Here is a 20,913-nt window from a genome sequence, read left to right on the forward strand (position 1 = left end):
CCCCGCTAGCGCCGGGTTGCGCGACGCCCCCTGCGGCCACTGGGCTGCCGGGGGCGGTTTCGTTGCCGGGTGCGGGTGACCCGTGGCTGGTCGCGCAGTTCCCCGCGCCCCTACGGACGTTGCCCCGCCCGGCGTGTAGTGCGAAGAAGAGGCCCCCTCCTGGTGGAGGGGGCCTCTTCGTGGGCTCAGGTCAGCGCCAGCTGTGGGGCGCGCGGAAGCCCGGCTCGCGTTCCAGGCGGCGCCAGCCCGCGCGGACGGGGCCGCCGCCGTGGGTCGGGGCGATCTCGATGGGGTGGGCGGCGGCGCGGGCCATGAGGAGGGCCGTGATGGCGGCGACTTCCTCGGGCTCGGCGTGGCCCTTCTCGACGCGGATGTCGGGAGTGGACATGGACGTGGCTCCTCGGGTCACTGCGGCGGGTTGCCGTGCTTGCGGGAGGGCAGGTCGGCGTGCTTGGTCTGGAGCATCGCGAGGGAGCGGATGAGGACTTCGCGGGTCTCCGCCGGGTCGATGACGTCGTCGACCAGGCCGCGCTCGGCCGCGTAGTAGGGGTGCATCAGCTCGGCCTTGTACTCCTTGACCATGCGGGCCCGCATGGCCTCGGGGTCCTCGGCGTCGGCGATCTGACGGCGGAAGATGACGTTGGCCGCGCCCTCGGCACCCATCACGGCGATCTCGTTGGTCGGCCAGGCGTAGGTGAGGTCGGCGCCGATGGACTGGCTGTCCATGACGATGTAAGCACCTCCGTACGCCTTGCGCAGGATGAGCGAGATGCGCGGGACGGTCGCGTTGCAGTAGGCGTAGAGGAGCTTGGCGCCGTGGCGGATGATTCCGCCGTGTTCCTGGTCGACGCCCGGCAGGAAGCCGGGTACGTCCAGGAGGGTGATGATCGGGATGTTGAAGGCGTCGCACATCTGCACGAAGCGCGCGGCCTTCTCGCTGGCCTCGATGTCCAGGACGCCGGCCAGGGCCTGCGGCTGGTTGGCGACGATGCCGACGACCTGGCCGTCCAGACGGGCCAGGGCGCAGATGATGTTGCGCGCCCAGCGCTCGTGGACCTCCAGGTACTCGCCGTCGTCGACGAGCTCCTCGATGACCTTGGTCATGTCGTACGGGCGGTTGCCGTCCGCCGGGACCAGGTCGAGGAGGGTGTCGCCGCGACGGTCCGCCGGGTCGCCGGTCTCGGTGCGGGGCGGGTTCTCGCGGTTGTTCTGCGGGAGCAGCGAGAGGAGGTAGCGCACCTCGGCGAGGCACGTCTCCTCGTCGTCGTAGGCGAAGTGGCAGACGCCGGACGTCTCGGCGTGCACGTCGGCGCCGCCGAGGCCGTTCTGGGTGATCTCCTCGCCGGTGACGGCCTTGACGACGTCCGGTCCGGTGATGAACATCTGCGAGGTGTCGCGGACCATGAAGACGAAGTCCGTGAGGGCGGGGCTGTAGGCGGCGCCGCCCGCGCACGGGCCGAGCATCACGCTGATCTGCGGGATGACCCCGGACGCCTTGGTGTTGCGCTGGAAGATGCCGCCGTACCCGGCGAGGGCGCTGACGCCCTCCTGGATGCGGGCGCCGGCGCCGTCGTTCAGGGAGACCAGCGGGGCACCGGCCGCGATGGCCATGTCCATGATCTTGTGGATCTTCGTGGCGTGGGCCTCGCCCAGCGCGCCGCCGAAGATCCGGAAGTCGTGTGCGTAGACGAAGACCGTGCGGCCCTCCACCGTGCCCCAGCCGGTGATGACACCGTCGGTGTACGGCTTCTTGGCCTCCAGGCCGAAACCGGTCGCCCGGTGCCGGCGCAGTTGCTCGACCTCGCGGAAGGACCCCGGGTCCAGGAGCAGCTCGATGCGCTCCCGTGCCGTCAGCTTGCCCTTGGCGTGCTGCGCCGCCGTCGCCTTCTCGCTCGGCCCGGCCAGTGCCTGCGCACGGATCTCGTGCAGTTCGGCCACTCGCCCGCGCGCGTCCGTCGGCTCACCCGGCGCCTCATCCAAAACGGTCATGTAGCGACTCTACGAAGCCGACCAAGGATTGCCAGCCGTCGACTCCGTACAGTCTCCGACGCGTTTTACTGGTAGCACTGAACAGAACCCTCACGGCATGCAGCCGTTTCGACTGCTCAGGGGGCCTGATCCTTGTAGGAGTCGCACAAAGCCGTCAGCTGAGAGTCACCTCACATTCATGGGTGGTACATACCACCCCTGGAGTGACGCGGAGGTGCAGTCGGCGGCCCGTCGCGACGATTTCGACCGTCTCGTCGGCCCGTACGGTCGCTCGCACCGGGTGGTCCCAGATGATCTCCAGGGGCTCTCCCGTGCGCGGTGGTTCGCTCACGCAGAGGGTAGCGGTACGCCCCCTGCGCCGGACCAGCACGCTCGCCCCCGCCGTCGCGGTGAGCGGGCCGGCCGTGCCGGGCTGCCAGAAGTTCGCGGCCGTGAGGCCGAGCGGGGGAACGGCGACCGCCTGGCAGCGGTCGTCGTTGGCCAGGACCGCGAGCCGGCGGCGGTCGGCGGCGCGGCGTGCGACGTCCCGGCGGGAGGCGCCCGGCATGAGGACGTAGACGTAGTCCGCGTCGGCCGGGTCCGTGCCGTGATCCAGCCAGAGGGTCTGCCAGCGGCGGGTCCGGCGCTCGGTCGTGCTGGTGGTGTTGATGTCGGACCAGGCGCCGGTGCGGTCCTCGCGCAGGGTCCGCAGCCCGCCCCCGGGCACGATCCAGCCGCCGTGGTCCGCCAGATGAGCCCAGCCGCGACCCCGGACGAGGGCCTGGCGGCCGCCCTCCCCGAGGTTGCGGTTGTCGACGACCGTCTCGACCGGGACGCCGTCCGCGCAGGTGATGCCGGCGCCCAGGCAGACCACCTCGTCGTCGAGGAAGAACCAGGACTTGCGGGCTTCGAGGGTCGAGCCGAGCCCTTTGAGGTGCTGGCCGACGGCCGCGTACTCGCCGTCGGTCGTGCCGCCGACCCAGCGGGCGTCGGGCTTGGGCGCGCCCCATTCGCCGCCGGCCTTGTCGGGCAGGCGCTTGGTGGAGACGGTGGTGCCGGGCAGCCGGTACCAGTCGACGGTCGGCCAGAACCAGTCCGTGTACTGATCGGACCGGCCGGATCTGGTCCCGTTCCCCCACCAGGTGAGCATGCCCGCGCCGGTGTGCCAGCCGCGCGGGTTCTCGCCGTTGCCGCACTCGTAGTGGGCGATGCGGTCGCTGGCCATGGCGAGGCCCGCGGTGAAGGCGGGGCGGCGGTGGACGGCGCGGTCCATGGCCGCGAAGAGTCGGTGCCCGGTGGGCTCGGGCGCGGCCTCGACGGGGGCGTCGGCGATCTCGTGCAGCCGGGCCAGGTCGGCGACCCCGAACTGCGGCGCCGTCAGGACGGGGGTGACGGTGTCGCGTTCGATCCAGCCCTTGATCCGCGCGTACCACCGTTCGCGCTCGGTGTCGCTCGCGCCGCCCGCGAGGACCGCCATGGCGGCGACGATCTGCTGTCCGTGGAAGTGGTCGCTGCGCATGACGTGCAGGTCGTCGCTCTTGAGGTAGCCCCGGCTGATGGCACGGCCGTTGACGAGGTCCATGACCAGTCCGTCGTGGACGAGAGGCGCGTAGGCGTGTTCGACGCTGTCGAGGATGATCTGCCGACCGGGGTCCGTCACCTCCCACTCCGAGCCGGCGAGCAGGGTGAACAGCCGGCCCAGCCCGTCCAGCATGACCTGGCCGTACGTCCCCGAGTAGGCGACCCAGGTGTGCTGGACGAACGAGCCGTCGGCGTAGAGGCCGTCGCCCTCGGTGACGTACGGGAAGACCGGCGAGAGCGCGTCGCGGGCGAGGGCGATCTTGCCGGGGGCCCGGCCCAGGATGCCGCGCAGGGCGACGGAGCGGCACAGGTCGACGCGGTTGGCGCCGGTGGAGGTGCCGGAGTAGTCACCGAGCATCGCGTCGGGAATGAAGTGGTCGACGGCGGCGCAGGCGGCGGCGGTGCGGTCGGTGCCGAGGTGGTCGTGGAGGGCGGCGGTGATGTCCATCAGGAGGCGGGGGCTGCCGATCTGCCATTCCCACCAGTTGCCGTAGCGGGTGGTGCCCGGGTTGTAGACGGTGGCCGAGAGGTGGTCGAGGCCGCGCAGGATGTCTGCCAGGAGGGCCTCGTCGCCGGTGGAGCCGGTGCCCTGCTGGACGTACGCCTCGGTCATGGTCCACAGACGGCCGTAGGCGAAGGTGATGCCGGCGGGCGGGTCGAAGGGGTGGCCGGGCCACAGGGAGGTGGGGGTGGGGGCCATGGCGGCGCGGTGGGCGCGGGCGCGTTCGCCGGTTTCGGCCAGGCGGGAGGCGTACGGTTCGGCGGCCGGGTCGTAGCCGTCGCCGAGGGCGATGCCGAGCCAGCGTCGGCGGAGGGTGTCGTAGGGGTCGGCGGTGGCCGCGGCGGGGGCGCCCGGGGACGGGGCACCGAGGGCGCGGGTGCCGAGGGCCGGGGTGAGCGTGGCGGCCAGGGCGGTAGCGAGCAGGACGGTGCGGCGGGTGGGTTCGGCGCCGGTTCGGCGGACGTGCGGCCACGTGGAGGTCATGCTCATGACCCTTCCCCGATCCGGGGTCCGCCAGGCGGCGGTACGCGTGCTGCGGGACGGGGTCCGCCGGGTTACCAAGAGGAGGCCTGACCACCGTTCCGGTTCGCCTCCGTGCCGGTGCGTTCCGATCCGCGACGAGGTGACCATGCGCCTGCTGCTCGTCCATCCCAGCGCCCTGCTGTACTCCGAGATCTTCCTGCGCCTGGAGCCCCTGGGGCTCGAACGCGTGGCGGGCGCGGCCCGCGAGGCGGGGCACGAGGTCCGGGTCGTGGACCTCCAGGTGCTGGACCTGGCGACCCTGCGGGACGAGGTGCGGTCGTTCCGGCCGGAGGCCCTCGGCGTCTCGCTGAACTACCTGGCGAACATCCCCGAGGCGATCGACCTGGCGGCGAAGGTGAAGCGGGAGGTCCCCGGCTGCTTCGTCTTCTTCGGCGGGCACAGCGTCTCCTTCGTCGCCGAGGACGTGCTGGAGCAGGCGGCCGGGGCGGTGGACGCGGTGGTCCGGGGCGAGGGCGAACCGGTGATCGCGCCGCTGCTGGAGGCGGTGCGCGACGGCGGGGTGGAGGGCGTCCCCGGAATCATCACCGCGGCCGGGAGGGGGCCCGCGCCGCTGATGATGCACGGCATCGACTCCCCGCTGCCGGCCCGCGACCTGATGCGCAACCGGCGCCGCTACTTCATCGGCGAGCTGGACCCGTGCGCCTCCATCGAGTTCACCCGCGGCTGTCCCTGGGACTGCTCGTTCTGCTCCGCCTGGACGTTCTACGGCCGCAGCTACCGCAAGGCCTCCCCCGAGGCCGCGGCCGAGGACCTGGCGAGGGTCCGCGAGCCCAACGTCTTCATCGTGGACGACGTGGCCTTCATCCGGCCCGAGCACGGCAACGCGATCGCCGACGAGGTGGAACGGCGCGGCATCCGCAAGCAGTACTACCTGGAGACCCGCAGCGACGTGCTGCTGCGCCACCCCGAGGTCTTCGAGCGGTGGGCGAGGCTCGGCCTGCGCTACATGTTCCTGGGCATGGAGGCCATCGACGCCGAGGGCCTGGACCTGTTCCGCAAGCGGATCAGCCCGGACGAGAACTTCCGGGCGCTGGAGACGGCCCGGCGCCTGGGCATCCAGGTCGCCATCAACCTCATCGTGGACCCGGCCTGGGACGAGGAGCGCTTCCGGGTGGTGCGGGAGTTCGCGCTGTCGGTGCCGGAGATCGTGCACTTCACGGTGATGACGCCGTACCCGGGGACGGAGATCTGGCACACCGAGTCCCGCCGCCTCACCACCCGCGACTACCGCCTCTTCGACATCCAGCACGCCGTGGTGCCGACCACGCTGCCGCTGGACCGGTTCTACGAGGAACTGGTGCGCACCCAGGCCGTGATCAACCGCAAGCACCTGGGTCTGCGGACGGCGTTCGGCGCGGCCCGGATCCTCGGCCGGAACCTGCTGCGCGGGCAGACGAACTTCGCCCGCATGCTGTGGAAGTTCAACCAGGTCTACAACCCGCGCCGGCAGTTCGCGGACCACAGCATGCCCGTGCGCTACGAACTGCCGCTGCCCAAGCCCGTCGACGTCGGCGACCGGCGGCAGCTGTACGTCCACACGCGGACGGCACCGCAGGCATCGCGGCCACCCCGCGCGTAACCGTTGAAGGCTGAACGGAATAGGTCTACAGTCGTGACCGTTGAACTGGTTGAACATTCAACATCACGACTCGACCCTTTCCGGAGGACGCCATGACCACCACCCCCGACCTCACCACCCTGACCGGCGAGTACACGATCGACCCCGCGCACACCACGATCGGCTTCACGGCACGCCACGCCATGGTCACCAACGTCAAGGGCAAGTTCCTCGACTTCAGCGGCGCCCTGCACCTGGACGGCGCCGACCCGACCCGCTCCACCGCGTCCCTCGACATCACGATGGACAGCGTGGACACCGGGTCCGCCGACCGCGACGGCCACCTCAAGAGCTCGGACTTCTTCAAGACGGACGAGTTCCCGAAGATGACCTTCCGCTCCACCGGCGTGGAGGCCCTGGGCGGCGACGACTACCGCGTCACGGGCGACCTCACGATTCTCGGCACCACCAAGCCGCTCACCATCGACCTGGAGTTCAACGGCGCCGCCAAGGACCCGTTCGGCAACGAGCGCGTCGGTTTCGAGGGCAAGGCGGAGATCAAGCGCTCGGAGTGGGGCCTCACCTGGAACGCGGCTCTGGAGACCGGCGGCTTCCTGGTCTCCGACAAGATCAAGCTGAACTTCGACATCTCGGCGATCAAGCAGGCGTGACGCCCCGCACCCCCTCCGGGGCGGCGAAGTCCACGTCGACGACGGCCCGGACCCGGATACGCCGGCCGGGCCGACCGATCGTCCGGTAGACCGTGTTGCACCGCGCGATCGAACGGTCCGCGCTCACCGTAGCGGCGTGTCGCGCCCGGCCGCCGCGCCGATTCCCAGCAGGTCCCGCGCCTGGTCGAGGGCCTGGCCGAAGGGGTCGGGGAAGACGCCCAGACCGTGCGTGACCAGCGCGCCCTCGTGCAGCAGCATCAGCGTGCGCGCCAGCCGGTCCGCTCCGGCCGCGCCGGTCGCTCCGACCTCGCCGACCGCGCCGGTCTCCCGGGCGAGGCGGGTGAACAGGTCGAGCATCCACCGCTTCTGCCCGGTGATGACCGGGTACGCCGGGTGGGCCGGGTCGCTGATCTCCGCGTGGGCGTTGATCATGCTGCACCCCTTGGCCCCGTACTCCGCCGCCCACGCGCGCGAGGCCTCGAAGACGGCCAGCACCCGGGCGGCCGGCGGCTGCCCCGAGGCCGCCTCCAGACGGCCGGCCAGCAGCTCCCGCCAGCGCTCGTCGCGCCCGGCCAGGTATTCCACGACGATCTGCTCCTTCGAGCCGAACCGGTCGTACAGCGTCTTCTTGGTCACCCCGGCCTCGGCGGCGATGAGGTCCACGCCCACGGCATGGATGCCGTGCTCGTAGAACAGCCGCTCGGCGGCCTCCAGAACGCGTCGCGCACCGGGCGTCATGCGGACGCGGTGCGGTTTCTCCAGTTTTTCCTGCTTCTCCACAGGCTCCATGTTCACGAGTATACCGATCTGTATAGTGGGCACCCGGAAGCAAGTAAACCGATCTGTCTACTGGATTCCGGATGTGGTCGACGTGAAATCCCTGCTCTCGGTCGCCTTCGTACTGTGCTGGAGCTCCGGCTTCATCGGCGCCAAGCTCGGCGCCGGAACGGCGGACGCGACCACGCTCCTGATGTGGCGCTTCCTGCCGCTCGCCGTGGTCCTGGTCGCCGTCGCGGCCTTCTCCCGCGCGGCGTGGCGGGGCCTGAAGCTCCGGGACGCCGGCCGGCAGGTCGCCATCGGCGCGCTGTCGCAGAGCGGGTATCTGCTCAGCGTCTACTACGCCATCCAACTCGGCGTCTCCAGCGGCACCACCGCCCTGATCGACGGCGTCCAGCCGCTCGTCGCCGGTGCGCTCGCCGGCCCCCTGCTGCGGCAGTACGTCTCGCGCCGGCAGTGGCTCGGGCTGTGGCTGGGGCTGGCCGGCGTCGCCACGGTCACGGTCGCCGACGCCGCGGCGGCGGGTGCGGACGTGGCCTGGTGGGCGTACTTCGTGCCCTTCCTCGGCATGCTGTCGCTGGTGGCGGCCACCTTCCTGGAGGGCCGCTCGCGCGCGCCGGTCCAGCCCCGGGTGGCGCTGACGATCCACTGCGTGACCAGCGCCGTCCTCTTCTCCGGCATGGCGGTCGGCTTCGGGGCCGCCGCCCCGCCCGCCGACTCCTCGTTCTGGGTGGCGACCGCCTGGCTCGTGGTGCTGCCCACCTTCGGCGGCTACGGGCTGTACTGGCTGATCCTGCGACGGTCCGGGATCACCGAGGTCAACACGCTCATGTTCCTCATGGCCCCGGTCACGGCCGTGTGGGGCGCCCTGATGTTCGGTGAACCCTTCGGCGTACAGACCGCGCTCGGCCTGGCCGTCGGCCTCGCGGCGGTCGTCGTCGTCCGGCGCGGGGGCGGGGAAGGGGGCGACGGCGGGTCGCGGACCCGGTCCGCCCGGGTCACCCGGCCCACCCGGTCCAGCGCCGAATATTCGGTCGTGTCCGGCGCCGAGAGGCGCTAATCTGCCCGACGTGAACAGCCCCGAAGCGTCCAGACTCCGGCCACCGGTCCTCCGGTGGCCGTTCGTGATGCCGGGCTGAGGGACGCGCCGCGCGCGTACCCGTAGTCGCCGCTGTCTCCACCGCCGCCCGCCGGAAGACCGTCCGCCGTGTCGTGTTCGACGTCGACTTCCGGGTGCGGAGTTTCCTCATGCCGTTCGCTCTTCTTCTGCTGGGCCTTGCCGTGTTCGCCCAGGGAACGTCCGAGTTCATGCTGTCCGGGCTGGTGCCGGACATCGCCAGGGACCTACAGGTCACCGTGCCGGCGGCGGGGGCGCTGACCTCCGCCTTCGCGGTGGGCATGGTCGTCGGGGCGCCGCTGATGGCGGCGCTCGGCCGGCGCTGGTCACGACGGGGCGCCCTGCTGGGCTTCCTGATCGTCTTCCTCGCCGTCCATGTCGTCGGTGCCGTCACCGACAGTTTCGGAGTGCTGCTGGCCACGCGGGTGGTCGGGGCGCTGGCCAACGCCGGGTTCCTGGCCGTCGCCCTGGTGGCCGCCACGGGCATGGTCGGGCCGGAGGCCAAGGGCCGGGCCACGTCCACGCTGCTCGCCGGGGTCACGCTGGCCTGCGTGGTCGGGGTGCCCGCCGGGGCGCTGCTCGGGCAGCTGTGGGGCTGGCGGTCGGCGTTCTGGGCGGTGGCGCTGCTGTCGGTGCCCGCCGTGGTGGCGGTCGCCCGGTCGGTTCCTGCCGGGGCCGCCGATGTCGCTCCTCCCCCGCTGCGGGGCGAGGTACGGGCACTGCGCAGCCCGCACCTCCTGGTCACGCTGGTGCTGGGAGCCCTGGTGAACGGGGCGACCTTCTGTACGTTCACGTATCTCGCGCCGCTGGCCACCGAGGTCGGCGGGCTCGACGACGCGTGGGTGCCCGGCGTGCTGGCGCTGTTCGGGGCGGGGGCGTTCGCCGGGGTGAGCGCGGGCGGGCGGTTCGCCGACCGTCGTCCGGTGCTGGTGGTGACGGCGGGCAGTGCCGCGCTCTGCACCGGGTGGTGCGTGCTCGCGCTCGGCGCCGGTGACCCGGTCCCGGCCCTCGGGCTCGTGTTCCTGCTGGGCGCCCTGTCCTTCGGGGTCGGCTCCACGCTCATCTCACAGGTGCTGTACGCGGCACCGGGTGCGCCCACGCTGGCCGGGGGCTTCGCGACGGCCGCGTTCAACGTGGGGGCGGCGTTGGGCCCGTGGGCCGGGGGTGCGGCGATCGGCGCGGGGTTCGGGTACCGGTCGCCGGTGTGGGTCAGCGCGGGGCTGGTCGCCTCCGCGCTTGTTCTCACCGTCGCGGTCGCGGCGTCGGCTGCGCGGGCGTCCCGGTCGGACCGGTCGTCCCCGTCCTCCACGTCGTCCCCGTCGACGCCGGTCTGACCGACGACGGTGCCCCGTCCGTCGGCGGGGCACCGTCCGTCGGCGGGGCACCGTCGGGACCGCCCCCGTCCGTCGCGGGCACCGTGGGGCGGCCCCCTCAGAAGCCTCCGCCGAAGTCGCCGCCGCCGCCGAAACCGCCGCCCCCGCCGAAGTCGCCGCCGCCGAACCCGCCCCCGAAGTCGCCGGAGTCGAAGTCCGCGCCGGAGACGTCGCCGCCCTCGTAGCCGCCGAAGTCGCCGTAGCCGGAACCGTAACCGGCTCCGTAGGCGGGGCCCGCCATCATGCTGCCCAGCATGGTGCCGACCAGCAGGCCGGGCAGGATGCCGCCGCCGAAGTAGCCGCCCGCCCAGGGGCCGTAGGCCGGGCCCGCGTCCCAGTAGGGGCGGCGGCCGTACTCGGTGTCCACCTCGCGGATCATCGGGTCCCGACCGTCGGACAGGCGGGTCCGGTCGGCGGCGCAGACCGGGACCTGGCGGGTGGTGCCGCCCTGCGGGGTCCAGGTGACGTCGGCGACGGACGGGCCGTGGCGCGGGTCGAAGAAGCAGGGCGGGCGGCGTTCGGGCAGCGACCTGCCCTCGCGCCGGGCCGACAGCTGCGCGAGCGAGAAGCGGCCGTCCTCCAGCGCCTGGGTGACGGCGCGGACGTCCTCCGGTTTACGGGCGTCCGCCATGAACGTCTTGGCCTGCTCGTAGGCGTCGAGGGCGCGTTCGTAGTCCGTGCGCATCGCGTCGTCGGCGCGCGGTTCCGCCGGGTGGAAGTCCAGGCGGTCCAGTTCCTCGCCGAACGCCGTGATGTCCTCGTCGACCACCACCCGCAGCCGTTCCAGTGCCGCCCGCTGCTCCTCCTCGCGGCGGTGCCGGTTGCGCCGGGAGAGGGCGTAGACGCTCGCGCCGCCGACGGCCACGACCGCGCCGGCGGTGATCAGCGCGCCGGTCGGCACCGAGGCGCCGCCGGAGTCCCAGGACGAGGGGGCGGAGCCGCGCACGCTGCGCAGCGCGTCGTCCACGAAGTCGTTCAGCTGGGCCTTGGCGTCGCCCGCGCCCTGCGCGGCCGTGACCAGGTTGTCCACGCCCTGGCGGCTCAGCACCCTGCTGTCGGCGCGCGCGTCGAACTCGTCGCCGAGCCGGACGCCGTACAGACCGGTGATGCCGGTCTCGGTGCGGAGGTTCTGGAAGAGGTTCTCGGTCGGGTAACCGGCGGGGAGGACCGCCACGAAGACGGGTTCGTTCGCGTCCTCGATCTTGTCGGCGAGCGCCTCAGCGTCCGACGACGACAGCAGGTCGGAGGCGGCCGGGTCCACGTACACGGGACTCTCGCGCAGGGCCGCGCCGATCTCGGAGACGTCGGTGGCCGCCTGCGCGCCGGGCGCACCGGCCATCAGCACCGCCAGCGCGGCGATGACCGGCGCGACCAGGAGGCGTATGAGGACTCGAACACGTACGTCCTTCATACGTTCGAAAGTACCCGAATCGACCTCAATAAGACATCAGTACGGGCCGGGAAAACCGGCACTCATCCCGCGGGCGCGACCCCCGCCCGCAGCAGCCCGTAGGTGTACGCGTCCTCCAGGGCCTGCCAGGAGGCGGCGATGACGTTCTCCGCGACGCCCACCGTGGACCACTCCCCCGTCCCGTCGCTCGTGGAGATGAGGACCCTGGTCGTGGACTGGGTGCCGTGCACGCCCTCCAGGATGCGGACCTTGTAGTCGACCAGGTCGAGCTTGGCCAGCTCCGGGTAGATCTTCTCCAGGGCGACCCGCAGGGCCCGGTCCAGGGCGTTGACCGGGCCGTTGCCCTCGGCCGTGGCGACGATGCGCTCGCCCTTGGCCCAGAGCTTGACCGTGGCCTCGTTGGCGTGGGTGCCGTCGGGGCGGTCCTCGGCGATCGAGCGCCAGGACTCGACGTCGAAGTACTTGAGGGGGCTGCCCTCGACCTCGGCGCGCAGCAGGAGTTCGAAGCTCGCGTCGGCGGCCTCGTAGGTGTAGCCCGACAGCTCGCGTTCCTTGACCCGCTCGACGACCCGGCCGACCAGTTCGCGGTCGCCGCCGAGGTCGATGCCGAGTTCCTTGCCCTTGAGCTCGATGGAGGCGCGGCCGGCCATGTCGGAGACCAGCATCCGCATGGTGTTGCCGACCAGCTCGGGGTCGATGTGCTGGTACAGGTCGGGATCGACCTTGATCGCGGAGGCGTGCAGGCCGGCCTTGTGCGCGAAGGCCGAGACGCCGACGTAGGGCTGGTGGGTGGAGGGGGTGAGGTTGACGACCTCGGCGATGGCGTGGGAGATCCGCGTCATCTCGCGCAGCCGGCCCTCGGGCAGCACCTGCTTGCCGTACTTCAGCTCCAGGGCGGCCACGACCGGGAACAGGTTGGCGTTGCCGACGCGCTCGCCGTAGCCGTTGGCCGTGCACTGGACGTGGGTCGCGCCCGCGTCGACCGCGGCGAGGGTGTTGGCGACGGCGCAGCCGGTGTCGTCCTGGGCGTGGATGCCGAGCCGGGCGCCGGTGTCGGCCAGCACGGTGCCGACCACGGCCTGGATCTGCGCCGGGAGCATGCCGCCGTTGGTGTCGCACAGGATGACCACGTCGGCGCCCGCTTCCGAGGCGGCGCGGACGACGGCCTTGGCGTACTCGGGGATGGCGCGGTAGCCGTCGAAGAAGTGCTCGCAGTCGACGAAGACCCGGCGGCCCTGTGCGACAAGGTGGGAGACGGTGTCCCGCACCATCGCCAGGTTCTCGTCGAGCGTGGTGCGCAGGGCGAGTTCGACGTGCCGGTCGTGGGACTTGGCGACCAGGGTGATCACCTGGGCGCCGGACTCCAGGAGCGCCTTGACCTGGTGGTCCTCGGCCGCGGTGGCGCCCGGGCGGCGGGTGGAGCCGAAGGCGACCAGCCGGGCGTGCTTGAAGTCGATCTCCTGCTGGGCGCGGGCGAAGAACTCGGTGTCCCGCGGGTTCGCGCCGGGCCAGCCGCCCTCGATGAAGCCCACACCGAAGTCGTCCAGGTGCCGTGCGATGGCCAGCTTGTCCGCGACCGTGAGGTTGATGCCCTCGCGCTGCGCGCCGTCGCGCAGGGTGGTGTCGAAGACGTGGAACGAATCGTCGAGTTCGCTGGTTGCGGTCATGATCTGAAGACTCCTGTATGGGATCTCGGTCTACCGGAATGACCGGTTCCACCGTCCGTCTATGATCCCGCACGCTCTCTTCCCGGCTGGGGGTGGGCCAGGAAAACGAAAAACCTCTCGCGGGTGCGAGAGGTCTGCGCGCGGGTCGAGGACGACGGTGTCCACCCGTACCTGGTCGTACGCGGTGGTCACTGCGGACCGGCGCGCCTGCTGCCAATAATCATGGCGAACGAGAGCACGGGGGCAGTCTGGCACATTCCGTCACCCTGTCCACCGTCCGTCTCAGAATGCGAACGGTGGGCGTGCGGATCAAGGCCGCGCGAGGAGCCCTTCGGCGAGGAACTCCCGCACGTGGGCTAGTACCTGGGCCCGGTCCGTCCCGCGCAGACCGATCGCCACGTGGATGGCGAAGCCGTCGAGGAGGGCGCGCAGTCGTGAGGCGAAGCGGTCGGGGTCGACGGGGCGGAACTCGCCGCGCGAGACGCCCTCGGCGAGCAGGGCCACCAGGTCGCGGTGCCAGGCGCCCTCGATGGCGGCCTGGCGGTCGCGGGCCTCGTCGGCGGCGTTCTGCGAGCGGTTCCAGACCTCCAGCCACAGCGTCCAGTGCGGGTCGCGGTGCCCGTCGGGGACGTACAGGTCGACGTAGGCGTCGAGGCGGTCGCGGGCCGGGCCCGGCCGGGTGAGCAGGCGGCCGCGTTCGACTCCCAGTCGGCCCTCGCTCCACTCCAGGGTGCGCAGCAGCAGTTCGTCCTTGGAGTGGAAGTAGTAGAGGAGGTGGCCGCTGCTCATGCCGACCTCGCGGCCGAGTGCCGCCATGGTGAGTTTCTCCAGGCCGCGCTCGGCGATCATCTCCATGGCGGCGGCGAGGACGTCCTCGCGCGGCGGGGCGGTGTTGCGGCGGCGGGCGCCCGGGGTGCTCATGCGGAGGCCACCCGGACCGCGTCCGGGAGGAAGCGGATCTCCCACGGCCCGTAACACTCGCTGTGCCAGGTGGCCACCGCTGCTCCGCACCCCCCGCACACCTGGTTGGGCCCTTCCATGCCGAGCGCTCCGCAGCACCCCGACTCCTGGACGTCCGTATGGCCGGACAGCCGCTCGCGGGCGTCCTCCGGGTTCACCACCAGGGTGCCGCGCGGCCCCCGCGAGACCATGGTGCGGGGGCCGTCCGACTCCCCCACCGAGACGCCGGGCAGGGTCGCCCCTTCCCACTCCGGGTCCGGGTGCGGCACGTACGGCGCGCCGCTCGGCTCGGGGTCCACCGCGTACCTGCCGGGCGGCAGGGTCGGCGGGGCGTGCCGCGAGCCGTCCGGGTTCTTGAGTCCGTCGTACTCCGGGTGCGGTGGCACCTCGGGCAGAAGGCGCAGCGGCTCGGTCAGTCGGTGTCCGCAGGCCGTGCAGAGCAGTACATCCACCCGTACGTTCTACCCGATCACCGCCGTCGCCCCGCCGTCAGCCCGTCTTCGGCTGCTGCTGCGTGATGCAGTGGATGCCGCCACCGCCCGCGAAGATCGTGCGCGCGTCCACCAGGGTCACCGTGCGCTGCGGGTGGAGCCGGCGGAAGATGCCGGCCGCGATCTCGTCGCGCGGGTCGTCGAAGCCGCAGAGCACGACGCCGCCGTTGCAGAGGTAGTGGTTGATGTAGGAGTAGTCCGCCCAGTGGCCGTCGGTCTCCAGGACGGTCGGGGCGGGTACCTCGACGACCTCCAGGCGGCGCCCCCGGGCGTCGGTGGCCGAACGCAGGATGCCGATGGCCTCCTTGGTCACCTCGTGGTCGGGGTGGGCCGGGTCGGGCTGGTGGTGGGCGACGACGACTCCGGGGGCGGCGAACGCGGCGACGATGTCGACGTGGCCGAGGGTGCCGAAGCCGTGCGGGGGGTAGTCGCCGGTGAGGCCGCGCGGCAGCCAGATCGCCTTGCGGGTGCCGAGGTGGGCGTGGATCTCCGCCTCGACCCGCTCCTTCGTCCAGCCGGGGTTGCGCTCGGGCCCGAGTTGCACGGTCTCGGTGAGCAGGACGGTGCCCTCGCCGTCGACGTGGATGCCGCCGCCCTCGTTGACCAGCGAAGAGGTGTACGTGCGGGCGCCGGCGAGGTCGGCGACGTACCCGCCGATCTTCGCGTCGTGCTCCCAGCGGGCCCACTCCTGGGCGCCCCAGCCGTTGAAGGTCCAGTCGACGGCGGCCAGTTCGGTGCCGTCGGTGAGGAAGGTGGGGCCGATGTCGCGCATCCAGGCGTCGTCCAGGTCGCGCTCGACCGTGTCGACGCCGTCGCCCAGCAGAGCGCGCGCCTCGGCCGACTGCCCCGGACCGCACACCACCGTGACCGGCTCGAAGCGGCGGACGGCACGGGCGACCGACGCCCAGGCGATCCGCGCGGCGGCCAGGTCCTCGGCGCTCTCGAAGGTGTGGTTGGGGCCCGGCCACGCCATCCAGGTGCGCTCGTGCGGGGCCCATTCGGGGGGCATGCGGAAGCCGTCGGCGGCAGCGGTCATGGTGGGTACCTTCACAGGAAGTAGAGGCGGTTGAGGGAGACGGACTCGGCCGGTTCGGAGCGCAGCGGGTCGCCGTCCAGGGTGACCAGGCCGGTGCGCTGGTCGACGTCGACCGCGCCGGTACGGGAGTTCAGGCGCAGGTCGGCCGGGCCGATGCCGCGCGTGCCGCGCACCGCGACCCGGCGGCGGCGGGTCGGCATCGTGTCGCCGCCCTGGTCGAGGGCGGCCTGCGCGACGAAGGCCACCGAGATGTCGGCGGGCGTGGCGCCGTGCGCGCCGAACTGCGGGCCCAGCACCAGGGGTTCGCAGGTGTCGGTGGCGGCGTTGGGGTCGCCGACCACGCCGTACGCCGGGAAGCCCGACTTGAGGACGAGCTGCGGCTTGGCACCGAAGTACTCCGGGCGCCACAGGACGATGTCCGCGAGCTTGCCGACCTCGATGGAGCCGACCTCGTGGGAGAGGCCGTGGGCGATGGCGGGGTTGATGGTCAGCTTCGCCATGTAGCGCAGGACGCGCTCGTTGTCGTGGTCGTCGTCGGGGGCGCCGAACTCGGCCTTCATCTTCCCGGCCATGGCGAAGGTGCGGCGCACGGTCTCGCCGGCCCGGCCCATGCCCTGCGCGTCGGAGGAGGTGATGCCGATCGCGCCCAGGTCGTGCAGCACGTCCTCGGCGCCCATGGTCCCGGCGCGGATGCGGTCGCGGGCCATGGCGGCGTCGCCCGGCAGGTCGGTCTTCAGGTCGTGGACGGAGACGATCATGCCGTAGTGCTCGGCGACCGCGTCCCGGCCGAAGGGCAGGGTGGGGTTGGTGGAGGAGCCGATGACGTTGGGGACACCGGCCATCTTCAGCACGTTGGGGACGTGTCCGCCACCGCACCCCTCGATGTGGAAGGCGTGGATGGTGCGGCCCTCCAGGACGCGGAGGGTGTCCTCCACGGAGAGGCACTCGTTCAGGCCGTCGCTGTGCAGGGCGACCTGGACGTCGTGCTCCTCGGCGACGCGCAGGGCGGTGTCGAGGGCGCGGGTGTGGGCGCCCATGTCCTCGTGCACCTTGAAGCCGGACGCGCCGCCCTCGGCCAGCGCCTCGACGAGCGGCGCCTCGTGGGAGGACGACCCCCGGCCGAGGAACCCGATGTTGACCGGCCAGGCGTCGAACGCGCCGAACGCGTGCTTCAGCGCCCAGGGCGAGTTGACGCCGACGCCCCACACCGGGCCGAACTCCTGCCCGATGATCGTCGTCACGCCGGACGCGAGCGACGCCTCCATGATGCGCGGGGAGAGCAGGTGGACGTGGGTGTCGACGGCGCCGGCGGTGGCGATGAGGCCCTCGCCGGAGACGATGGACGTGCCCGTGCCGACCACGACGTCGACCCCGTCGAGGGTGTCGGGGTTCCCGGCCCGGCCGATCCCGCATATCCGGCCCTCGCGGATGCCGATGGAGACCTTCCTGATCCCCTGCGCGGCGTCGATCACGACGACGTTGCTGATGACGACGTCGCAGGTCTCGCGGACGGCGGCGGCCTTGAGGTGCAGTCCGTCGCGGGCGGTCTTGCCGAAGCCGGCGAGGAACTCGTCGCCGTAGCGCTGGGCGTCGGACTCGACGCGGATCACCAGCCCCGAGTCGCCGAGGCGGACGCGGTCGCCGGCGCGGGGGCCGTGGGTGGCGGCGTAGGCGTGGGGGTCGATGTGGATCGACTCGCTGATCTCGCGTCCCTTCGAGCGGCTCATCGCTCGCCTCCTTCCGATGTGGTGATCCCCAGGTATCCGCAGGCCGCGGCCCGCCGCAGTGCCTCCTCCTTCGCCCCCGGCGCGTCCAGCGGACCGTCGACCAGGCCGGCGAAGCCGATCGCGATCCGCCGGCCGCCGATGGGCACGAGGCCGACCTCGGCGCTCTCCCCGGGTCCGAAGCGGACCGAGGACCCGGCGGGGACGGCGAGGCGCATTCCGTAGGCCCGCTCGCGGTCGAAGTCCAGGCGCGGGTTGGCCTCGAAGAAGTGGAAGTGCGAGGTCACGGAGACCGGCACGGTCGCGGTGTTGGTGACCGGGACGCGCACCGCGGCCTCGGGTTCGGCGTGGCCGGGGCCCGGCAGGAGGGCTCCCGGGCCCGCCGGTCCGAGTGCCCCGCCCCCGATGGGGCCGGAGACCACCGCGAGCCGGGAGCCGTCGTCGAAGACGGCCTCCACATGCACCTCGGTGACCACGTCCGCGACACCGGGCAGCACGTCGTCCGGGCCGAGTACGGACCGGGCGCGCTCGATCGCCTCCGCGAGGCGGGCACCGTCGCGGGCGGCCTCGCACACGGTGTCCGCGATCAGCGCGGTCGCCTCCGGCACGTTCAGCCTGAGCCCCCGCGCGCGGCGGGCGCGGGCCAGCTCGGCCGCCCCGAAGAGCAGCAGCCGGTCACGTTCCGTGGGAGTCAGTCTCACGACGCGGTACCTCCTTGCCGACATGACATTAGAGCACCACTCTAAACCTGCGATTCATGTGACGGAAGGATTGACGGACCTACAGGGCAGACGTCACATTGAACGTCGCTCTAAACCTCATCAGGCGGCCGTCGAAGGAGACCAGCCATGCCGATAGAACAGCGCGGAGTCGACACCATCCCCGAAGAGGAACGCACCAGCGGGCCCCGGGACCTGGTCTCGATCCTGCTGGGGTCCAACCTCTGCCTGGGAGTGATCGTCTTCGGCTGGCTGCCGCCGTCCTTCGGCCTCGACTGGTGGGCGTCGGTCAGCTCGGTGGTGGCGGGTACGGTCGCCGGTACCGTCTTCACGGCTCCGCTGGCCCTGGTCTCCCTGCGCACCGGCACCAACCTGTCCACGTCGTCCGGCGCCCAGTTCGGCGTGCGCGGACGGCTGGTCGGCTCGGTGGTCGGTCTGCTCCTCGCCCTCGGCTACACCGCGCTGACCGTGTGGATCGGCGGCGACGTGATGATGGGCGTGCTCGGGCGGCTCTTCGGTCTGCCGCAGGGCGGGGTCGCGTACGCCGTGGTCTACGGACTGCTCGCCGCGGCGACGGTCGCGGGCGCGGTCTACGGCTACCGGGTGCTGCTCGCCATGTCCCGGGTGCTGGCCTTCGGCATGACCGCCCTGCTGGTCCTGGGCGTGATCGCCTACGCCCCCGACTTCACGACCGCCGCGCTGCCGGCGGCGGGCGGGTATCTGCTGGGCGGGTTCTGGCCGACGTGGCTGCTCGCGGCCGTGGCCGCCGGGCTGTCCGGGCCGGTCGCCTTCATCACGCTGCTCGGCGACTACACCCGGTACATCTCCCCGGCCCGCTTCTCCTCCCGCCGGGTGCTGCACGCGACCTGGCTGGGGCTGATGCTGGGCCTGCTGGTGCCGCAGCTCTTCGGCACCTTCACGTCGTACGCCGCCCGCGCCGCCCTGGACTACGCCGGGCCGCTGGTCGACGCCGCCCCCACCTGGTACCTGGTCCCGCTGCTGCTCGCCGCCTCGGCGGGGTCGGTCGGCAACGCGGGGCTGATGCTCTACTCCATGGGCCTGGACCTGGACGCCATCCTGCCGCGCGCCTCCCGGGCACGGGCCACCTGCGCCGTCGCCGTCGTCGCCACGGCCTGTGTCTTCGTCGGGCACTACGCCTGGGACGCGCAGTCGGCGATGACGTCGTTCGTGCTGCTGCTGACGGCGATCGGCACGCCGTGGGCGGTCATCACGATGATCGGCTTCGTCCGCTGCGGCGGGGTGTACGACGCCGACGCGCTCCAGGTCTTCAACCGCCGGGCCCGCGGCGGCGCGTACTGGTACCGGGCCGGCTGGAACGTCCCGGCCACGGCGGCCTGGGCGGTGGGCGCGGCCGTCGGCCTGCTGGCGGTGTCCCTGCCGTCGTACGAGGGCCCGCTGCTGGCGTTCACCGGCGGGGTGGACTGCAGCTTCCTGCTGTCGGGGCTGGTGGGCGGGGTGGTGTACGTGCTGTCGACTCCGGGTGCCGTCGCGGCGACGGCACCCGGGGAGGCGCTGGTCGAGCCCGCTTCCTGCCCGACCGAGTCGGGTGGTGGGCGGGCATAGGCCGGGGGTCCGGGGGCGGAGCCCCCGGCGCGTCCCGCACCGACGCCGGGTGCGTCACACCAGCCGGTGCATCCACCCGTGCTTGTCCTCGGCGGTACCGCGCTGGATGTCCAGCAGCGCGCCCCGCAGCCGCTGCGTCACCTCGCCGGGCTCGCCCCCGCTCTGCTGCCACTGGGCGCCGGCCCGCTTCACCGTGCCGACCGGGGTGATCACGGCCGCGGTACCGCAGGCGAAGACCTCGGTGAGGGTGCCGTTCTCCGAGTCGCGCTGCCACTGCTCGACCGAGACGCGGCCCTCCTCGGCCTCGTAGCCGAGGTCGCGGGCGACGGTGAGGAGGGAGTCGCGGGTGACGCCCTCCAGGATGGAGCCGGTGAGGGTCGGGGTGACGATCTTGTCCCCGTAGACGAAGTACAGGTTCATGCCGCCGAGTTCCTCGACCCACTGGTGCTCGACCGCGTCGAGGTAGCAGACCTGGTCGCAGCCCTTGGCCGCCGCCTCGGCCTGCGCGAGCAGGGAGGCCGCGTAGTTGCCGCCGGTCTTGGCGTCGCCCATGCCACCGGGGACGGCGCGGACCCGGTCCTCGGAGACCCAGATGGAGACCGGCTTGACGCCGCCGGGGAAGTAGGCGCCGGCCGGGGAGGCGATGACGATGAAGAGGTACTCGTTGGCCGGCTTCACGCCCAGGCCGACCTCGGTCGCGATCATGAACGGGCGCAGGTAGAGGGACTCCTCGCCGCCGTGCGCCGGGACCCAGTCCTGGTCCTGCCGGACCAGCGCGTCGCACGCCTCGATGAACGTCTCCACCGGCAGCTCCGGCATCCCGAGCCGGCGCGAGGAGGCCTGGAAGCGCTGCGCGTTCTTCTCCGGGCGGAAGGTGGCGACGGATCCGTCGGGGCGGCGGTAGGCCTTCAGCCCCTCGAAGATCTCCTGCGCGTAGTGCAGGACCATGGTGGCCGGGTCGAGGGAGAGCGGGGCGTACGGAACGAGCTGGCCGTCGTGCCAGCCCCGGCCCTCGGTCCACTTGACCGTCACCATGTGATCGGTGAAGTGGCGGCCGAACCCGGGGTTGGCCAGGATCGCCTGGCGCTCCGTGTCGGAGAGCGGGTTGGCGGAGGGCTTGAGCTCGATCGTGGGCGTCGTCATGGGTTGATGTCCTTCACCGGTTGTCGTGACGGGCCGCGGTCACGCCCGTACGGCCGGTGGCCGGTGCTAGGACGTCCGAGCATTCCCT

18 protein-coding genes are annotated in these 20,913 nt (G+C 72.2%); 5 read left to right on the top strand and 13 right to left on the bottom strand.

The annotated features are described in order from the left end of the window. Window positions 1-190: 190 nt before the first annotated feature. The 3 genes from RI578_RS11740 to RI578_RS11750 form a co-directional block, all read right to left on the bottom strand. On the bottom strand, window positions 191-388 hold the full coding sequence (locus RI578_RS11740; protein WP_210960261.1) for an acyl-CoA carboxylase subunit epsilon: 198 nt from the start codon (window positions 386-388) through the stop codon (window positions 191-193). A 17-nt stretch (window positions 389-405) separates the two neighbouring features. Beyond that, entirely contained in the window at window positions 406-1,989 is a 1,584-nt protein-coding gene (locus RI578_RS11745) for an acyl-CoA carboxylase subunit beta (protein WP_310871030.1), read from the bottom strand. A 154-nt stretch (window positions 1,990-2,143) separates the two neighbouring features. After that, window positions 2,144-4,534 (bottom strand): polysaccharide lyase 8 family protein, encoded by a 2,391-nt coding sequence (locus RI578_RS11750; protein ID WP_310871031.1) that lies wholly within the window; start codon window positions 4,532-4,534, stop codon window positions 2,144-2,146. A gap of 145 nt (window positions 4,535-4,679) precedes the next feature. On the opposite strand from RI578_RS11750, the gene hpnR reads away from it, so the two are divergent. Next, entirely contained in the window at window positions 4,680-6,173 is a 1,494-nt protein-coding gene (gene hpnR, locus RI578_RS11755) for a hopanoid C-3 methylase HpnR (protein WP_310871032.1), read from the top strand. A 92-nt stretch (window positions 6,174-6,265) separates the two neighbouring features. Then, on the top strand, window positions 6,266-6,823 hold the full coding sequence (locus RI578_RS11760) for a YceI family protein (RefSeq protein ID WP_310871033.1): 558 nt from the start codon (window positions 6,266-6,268) through the stop codon (window positions 6,821-6,823). On the opposite strand, the gene RI578_RS11765 is transcribed toward RI578_RS11760, so the two are convergent. Then, window positions 6,810-6,950, bottom strand: coding sequence for a hypothetical protein (locus RI578_RS11765; protein ID WP_310871034.1), 141 nt, complete (start codon window positions 6,948-6,950; stop codon window positions 6,810-6,812). The genes RI578_RS11760 and RI578_RS11765 overlap by 14 nt on opposite strands. Next, window positions 6,947-7,612 (bottom strand): helix-turn-helix domain-containing protein, encoded by a 666-nt coding sequence (locus tag RI578_RS11770; RefSeq protein ID WP_310871035.1) that lies wholly within the window; start codon window positions 7,610-7,612, stop codon window positions 6,947-6,949. The genes RI578_RS11765 and RI578_RS11770 overlap by 4 nt, the downstream gene beginning before the upstream one ends. Before the next feature lie 82 nt (window positions 7,613-7,694). Between RI578_RS11770 and RI578_RS11775 the strand changes: the two genes are divergently transcribed. Together RI578_RS11775 and RI578_RS11780 are read left to right on the top strand one after the other, a co-directional pair. Further along, window positions 7,695-8,660 (top strand): DMT family transporter, encoded by a 966-nt coding sequence (locus tag RI578_RS11775; RefSeq protein WP_310875742.1) that lies wholly within the window; start codon window positions 7,695-7,697, stop codon window positions 8,658-8,660. 188 nt (window positions 8,661-8,848) lie between these two features. After that, window positions 8,849-10,051, top strand: a complete 1,203-nt coding sequence (locus tag RI578_RS11780; RefSeq protein ID WP_310875743.1) for a Cmx/CmrA family chloramphenicol efflux MFS transporter — start codon at window positions 8,849-8,851, stop codon at window positions 10,049-10,051. Between the two features lie 97 nt (window positions 10,052-10,148). Here the strand turns inward: RI578_RS11780 and RI578_RS11785 are convergent, their stop codons facing one another. The 7 genes from RI578_RS11785 to ureA all read right to left on the bottom strand — a co-directional run bounded on the left by RI578_RS11785 (window position 10,149) and on the right by ureA (window position 18,080). Next, window positions 10,149-11,501, bottom strand: coding sequence for a hypothetical protein (locus RI578_RS11785; protein ID WP_310871036.1), 1,353 nt, complete (start codon window positions 11,499-11,501; stop codon window positions 10,149-10,151). A 62-nt stretch (window positions 11,502-11,563) separates the two neighbouring features. Further along, a complete protein-coding gene (gene cimA / locus RI578_RS11790) occupies window positions 11,564-13,168 on the bottom strand; it encodes a citramalate synthase (RefSeq protein ID WP_310871037.1) in 1,605 nt (534 codons plus the stop codon). A 309-nt stretch (window positions 13,169-13,477) separates the two neighbouring features. Next, on the bottom strand, window positions 13,478-14,089 hold the full coding sequence (locus tag RI578_RS11795; RefSeq protein ID WP_310871038.1) for a TetR/AcrR family transcriptional regulator: 612 nt from the start codon (window positions 14,087-14,089) through the stop codon (window positions 13,478-13,480). Next, window positions 14,086-14,580: a hypothetical protein gene (locus RI578_RS11800; RefSeq protein WP_310871039.1), complete on the bottom strand. Its 495-nt coding sequence runs from the start codon at window positions 14,578-14,580 to the stop codon at window positions 14,086-14,088. The genes RI578_RS11795 and RI578_RS11800 overlap by 4 nt, the downstream gene beginning before the upstream one ends. Window positions 14,581-14,617: 37 nt before the next feature. Beyond that, window positions 14,618-15,655 (bottom strand): agmatine deiminase family protein, encoded by a 1,038-nt coding sequence (locus tag RI578_RS11805; RefSeq protein WP_310871040.1) that lies wholly within the window; start codon window positions 15,653-15,655, stop codon window positions 14,618-14,620. Between the two features lie 11 nt (window positions 15,656-15,666). Further along, window positions 15,667-17,382 (bottom strand): urease subunit alpha, encoded by a 1,716-nt coding sequence (locus RI578_RS11810; RefSeq protein ID WP_310871041.1) that lies wholly within the window; start codon window positions 17,380-17,382, stop codon window positions 15,667-15,669. After that, window positions 17,379-18,080 carry an urease subunit gamma gene (gene ureA, locus RI578_RS11815; protein WP_310871042.1) on the bottom strand — a complete coding sequence of 234 codons (702 nt, stop codon included), beginning with the start codon at window positions 18,078-18,080 and terminating at the stop codon, window positions 17,379-17,381. The genes RI578_RS11810 and ureA overlap by 4 nt, the downstream gene beginning before the upstream one ends. A gap of 147 nt (window positions 18,081-18,227) precedes the next feature. Between ureA and RI578_RS11820 the strand changes: the two genes are divergently transcribed. Then, a complete protein-coding gene (locus RI578_RS11820; RefSeq protein ID WP_310871043.1) occupies window positions 18,228-19,682 on the top strand; it encodes a cytosine permease in 1,455 nt (484 codons plus the stop codon). Window positions 19,683-19,736: 54 nt separating this feature from the next. On the opposite strand, the gene RI578_RS11825 is transcribed toward RI578_RS11820, so the two are convergent. Next, entirely contained in the window at window positions 19,737-20,825 is a 1,089-nt protein-coding gene (locus tag RI578_RS11825) for a branched-chain amino acid aminotransferase (RefSeq protein WP_310871044.1), read from the bottom strand. Window positions 20,826-20,913: the final 88 nt, after the last annotated feature.

The sequence above is a fragment of the Streptomyces sp. BB1-1-1 genome (assembly GCF_031597775.1).
GTDB classification, from domain to species: Bacteria; Actinomycetota; Actinomycetes; order Streptomycetales; family Streptomycetaceae; genus Streptomyces; species Streptomyces thinghirensis.

Bases quoted from the DNA above. Each gene is read 5' to 3' on its own strand.
- RI578_RS11740 (WP_210960261.1), bottom strand. From the start codon at position 388: ATGTCCACTCCCGACATCCGCGTCGAGAAGGGCCACGCCGAGCCCGAG.
- hpnR (WP_310871032.1), top strand. From the start codon at position 4,680: ATGCGCCTGCTGCTCGTCCATCCCAGCGCCCTGCTGTACTCCGAGATC.
- RI578_RS11750 (WP_310871031.1), bottom strand. From the start codon at position 4,534: ATGACCTCCACGTGGCCGCACGTCCGCCGAACCGGCGCCGAACCCACC.
- RI578_RS11825 (WP_310871044.1), bottom strand. From the start codon at position 20,825: ATGACGACGCCCACGATCGAGCTCAAGCCCTCCGCCAACCCGCTCTCC.
- RI578_RS11820 (WP_310871043.1), top strand. From the start codon at position 18,228: ATGCCGATAGAACAGCGCGGAGTCGACACCATCCCCGAAGAGGAACGC.
- RI578_RS11770 (WP_310871035.1), bottom strand. From the start codon at position 7,612: ATGGAGCCTGTGGAGAAGCAGGAAAAACTGGAGAAACCGCACCGCGTC.
- RI578_RS11795 (WP_310871038.1), bottom strand. From the start codon at position 14,089: ATGAGCACCCCGGGCGCCCGCCGCCGCAACACCGCCCCGCCGCGCGAG.
- RI578_RS11785 (WP_310871036.1), bottom strand. From the start codon at position 11,501: ATGAAGGACGTACGTGTTCGAGTCCTCATACGCCTCCTGGTCGCGCCG.
- RI578_RS11780 (WP_310875743.1), top strand. From the start codon at position 8,849: ATGCCGTTCGCTCTTCTTCTGCTGGGCCTTGCCGTGTTCGCCCAGGGA.
- RI578_RS11805 (WP_310871040.1), bottom strand. From the start codon at position 15,655: ATGACCGCTGCCGCCGACGGCTTCCGCATGCCCCCCGAATGGGCCCCG.
- RI578_RS11745 (WP_310871030.1), bottom strand. From the start codon at position 1,989: ATGACCGTTTTGGATGAGGCGCCGGGTGAGCCGACGGACGCGCGCGGG.
- cimA (WP_310871037.1), bottom strand. From the start codon at position 13,168: ATGACCGCAACCAGCGAACTCGACGATTCGTTCCACGTCTTCGACACC.
- RI578_RS11810 (WP_310871041.1), bottom strand. From the start codon at position 17,382: ATGAGCCGCTCGAAGGGACGCGAGATCAGCGAGTCGATCCACATCGAC.
- RI578_RS11760 (WP_310871033.1), top strand. From the start codon at position 6,266: ATGACCACCACCCCCGACCTCACCACCCTGACCGGCGAGTACACGATC.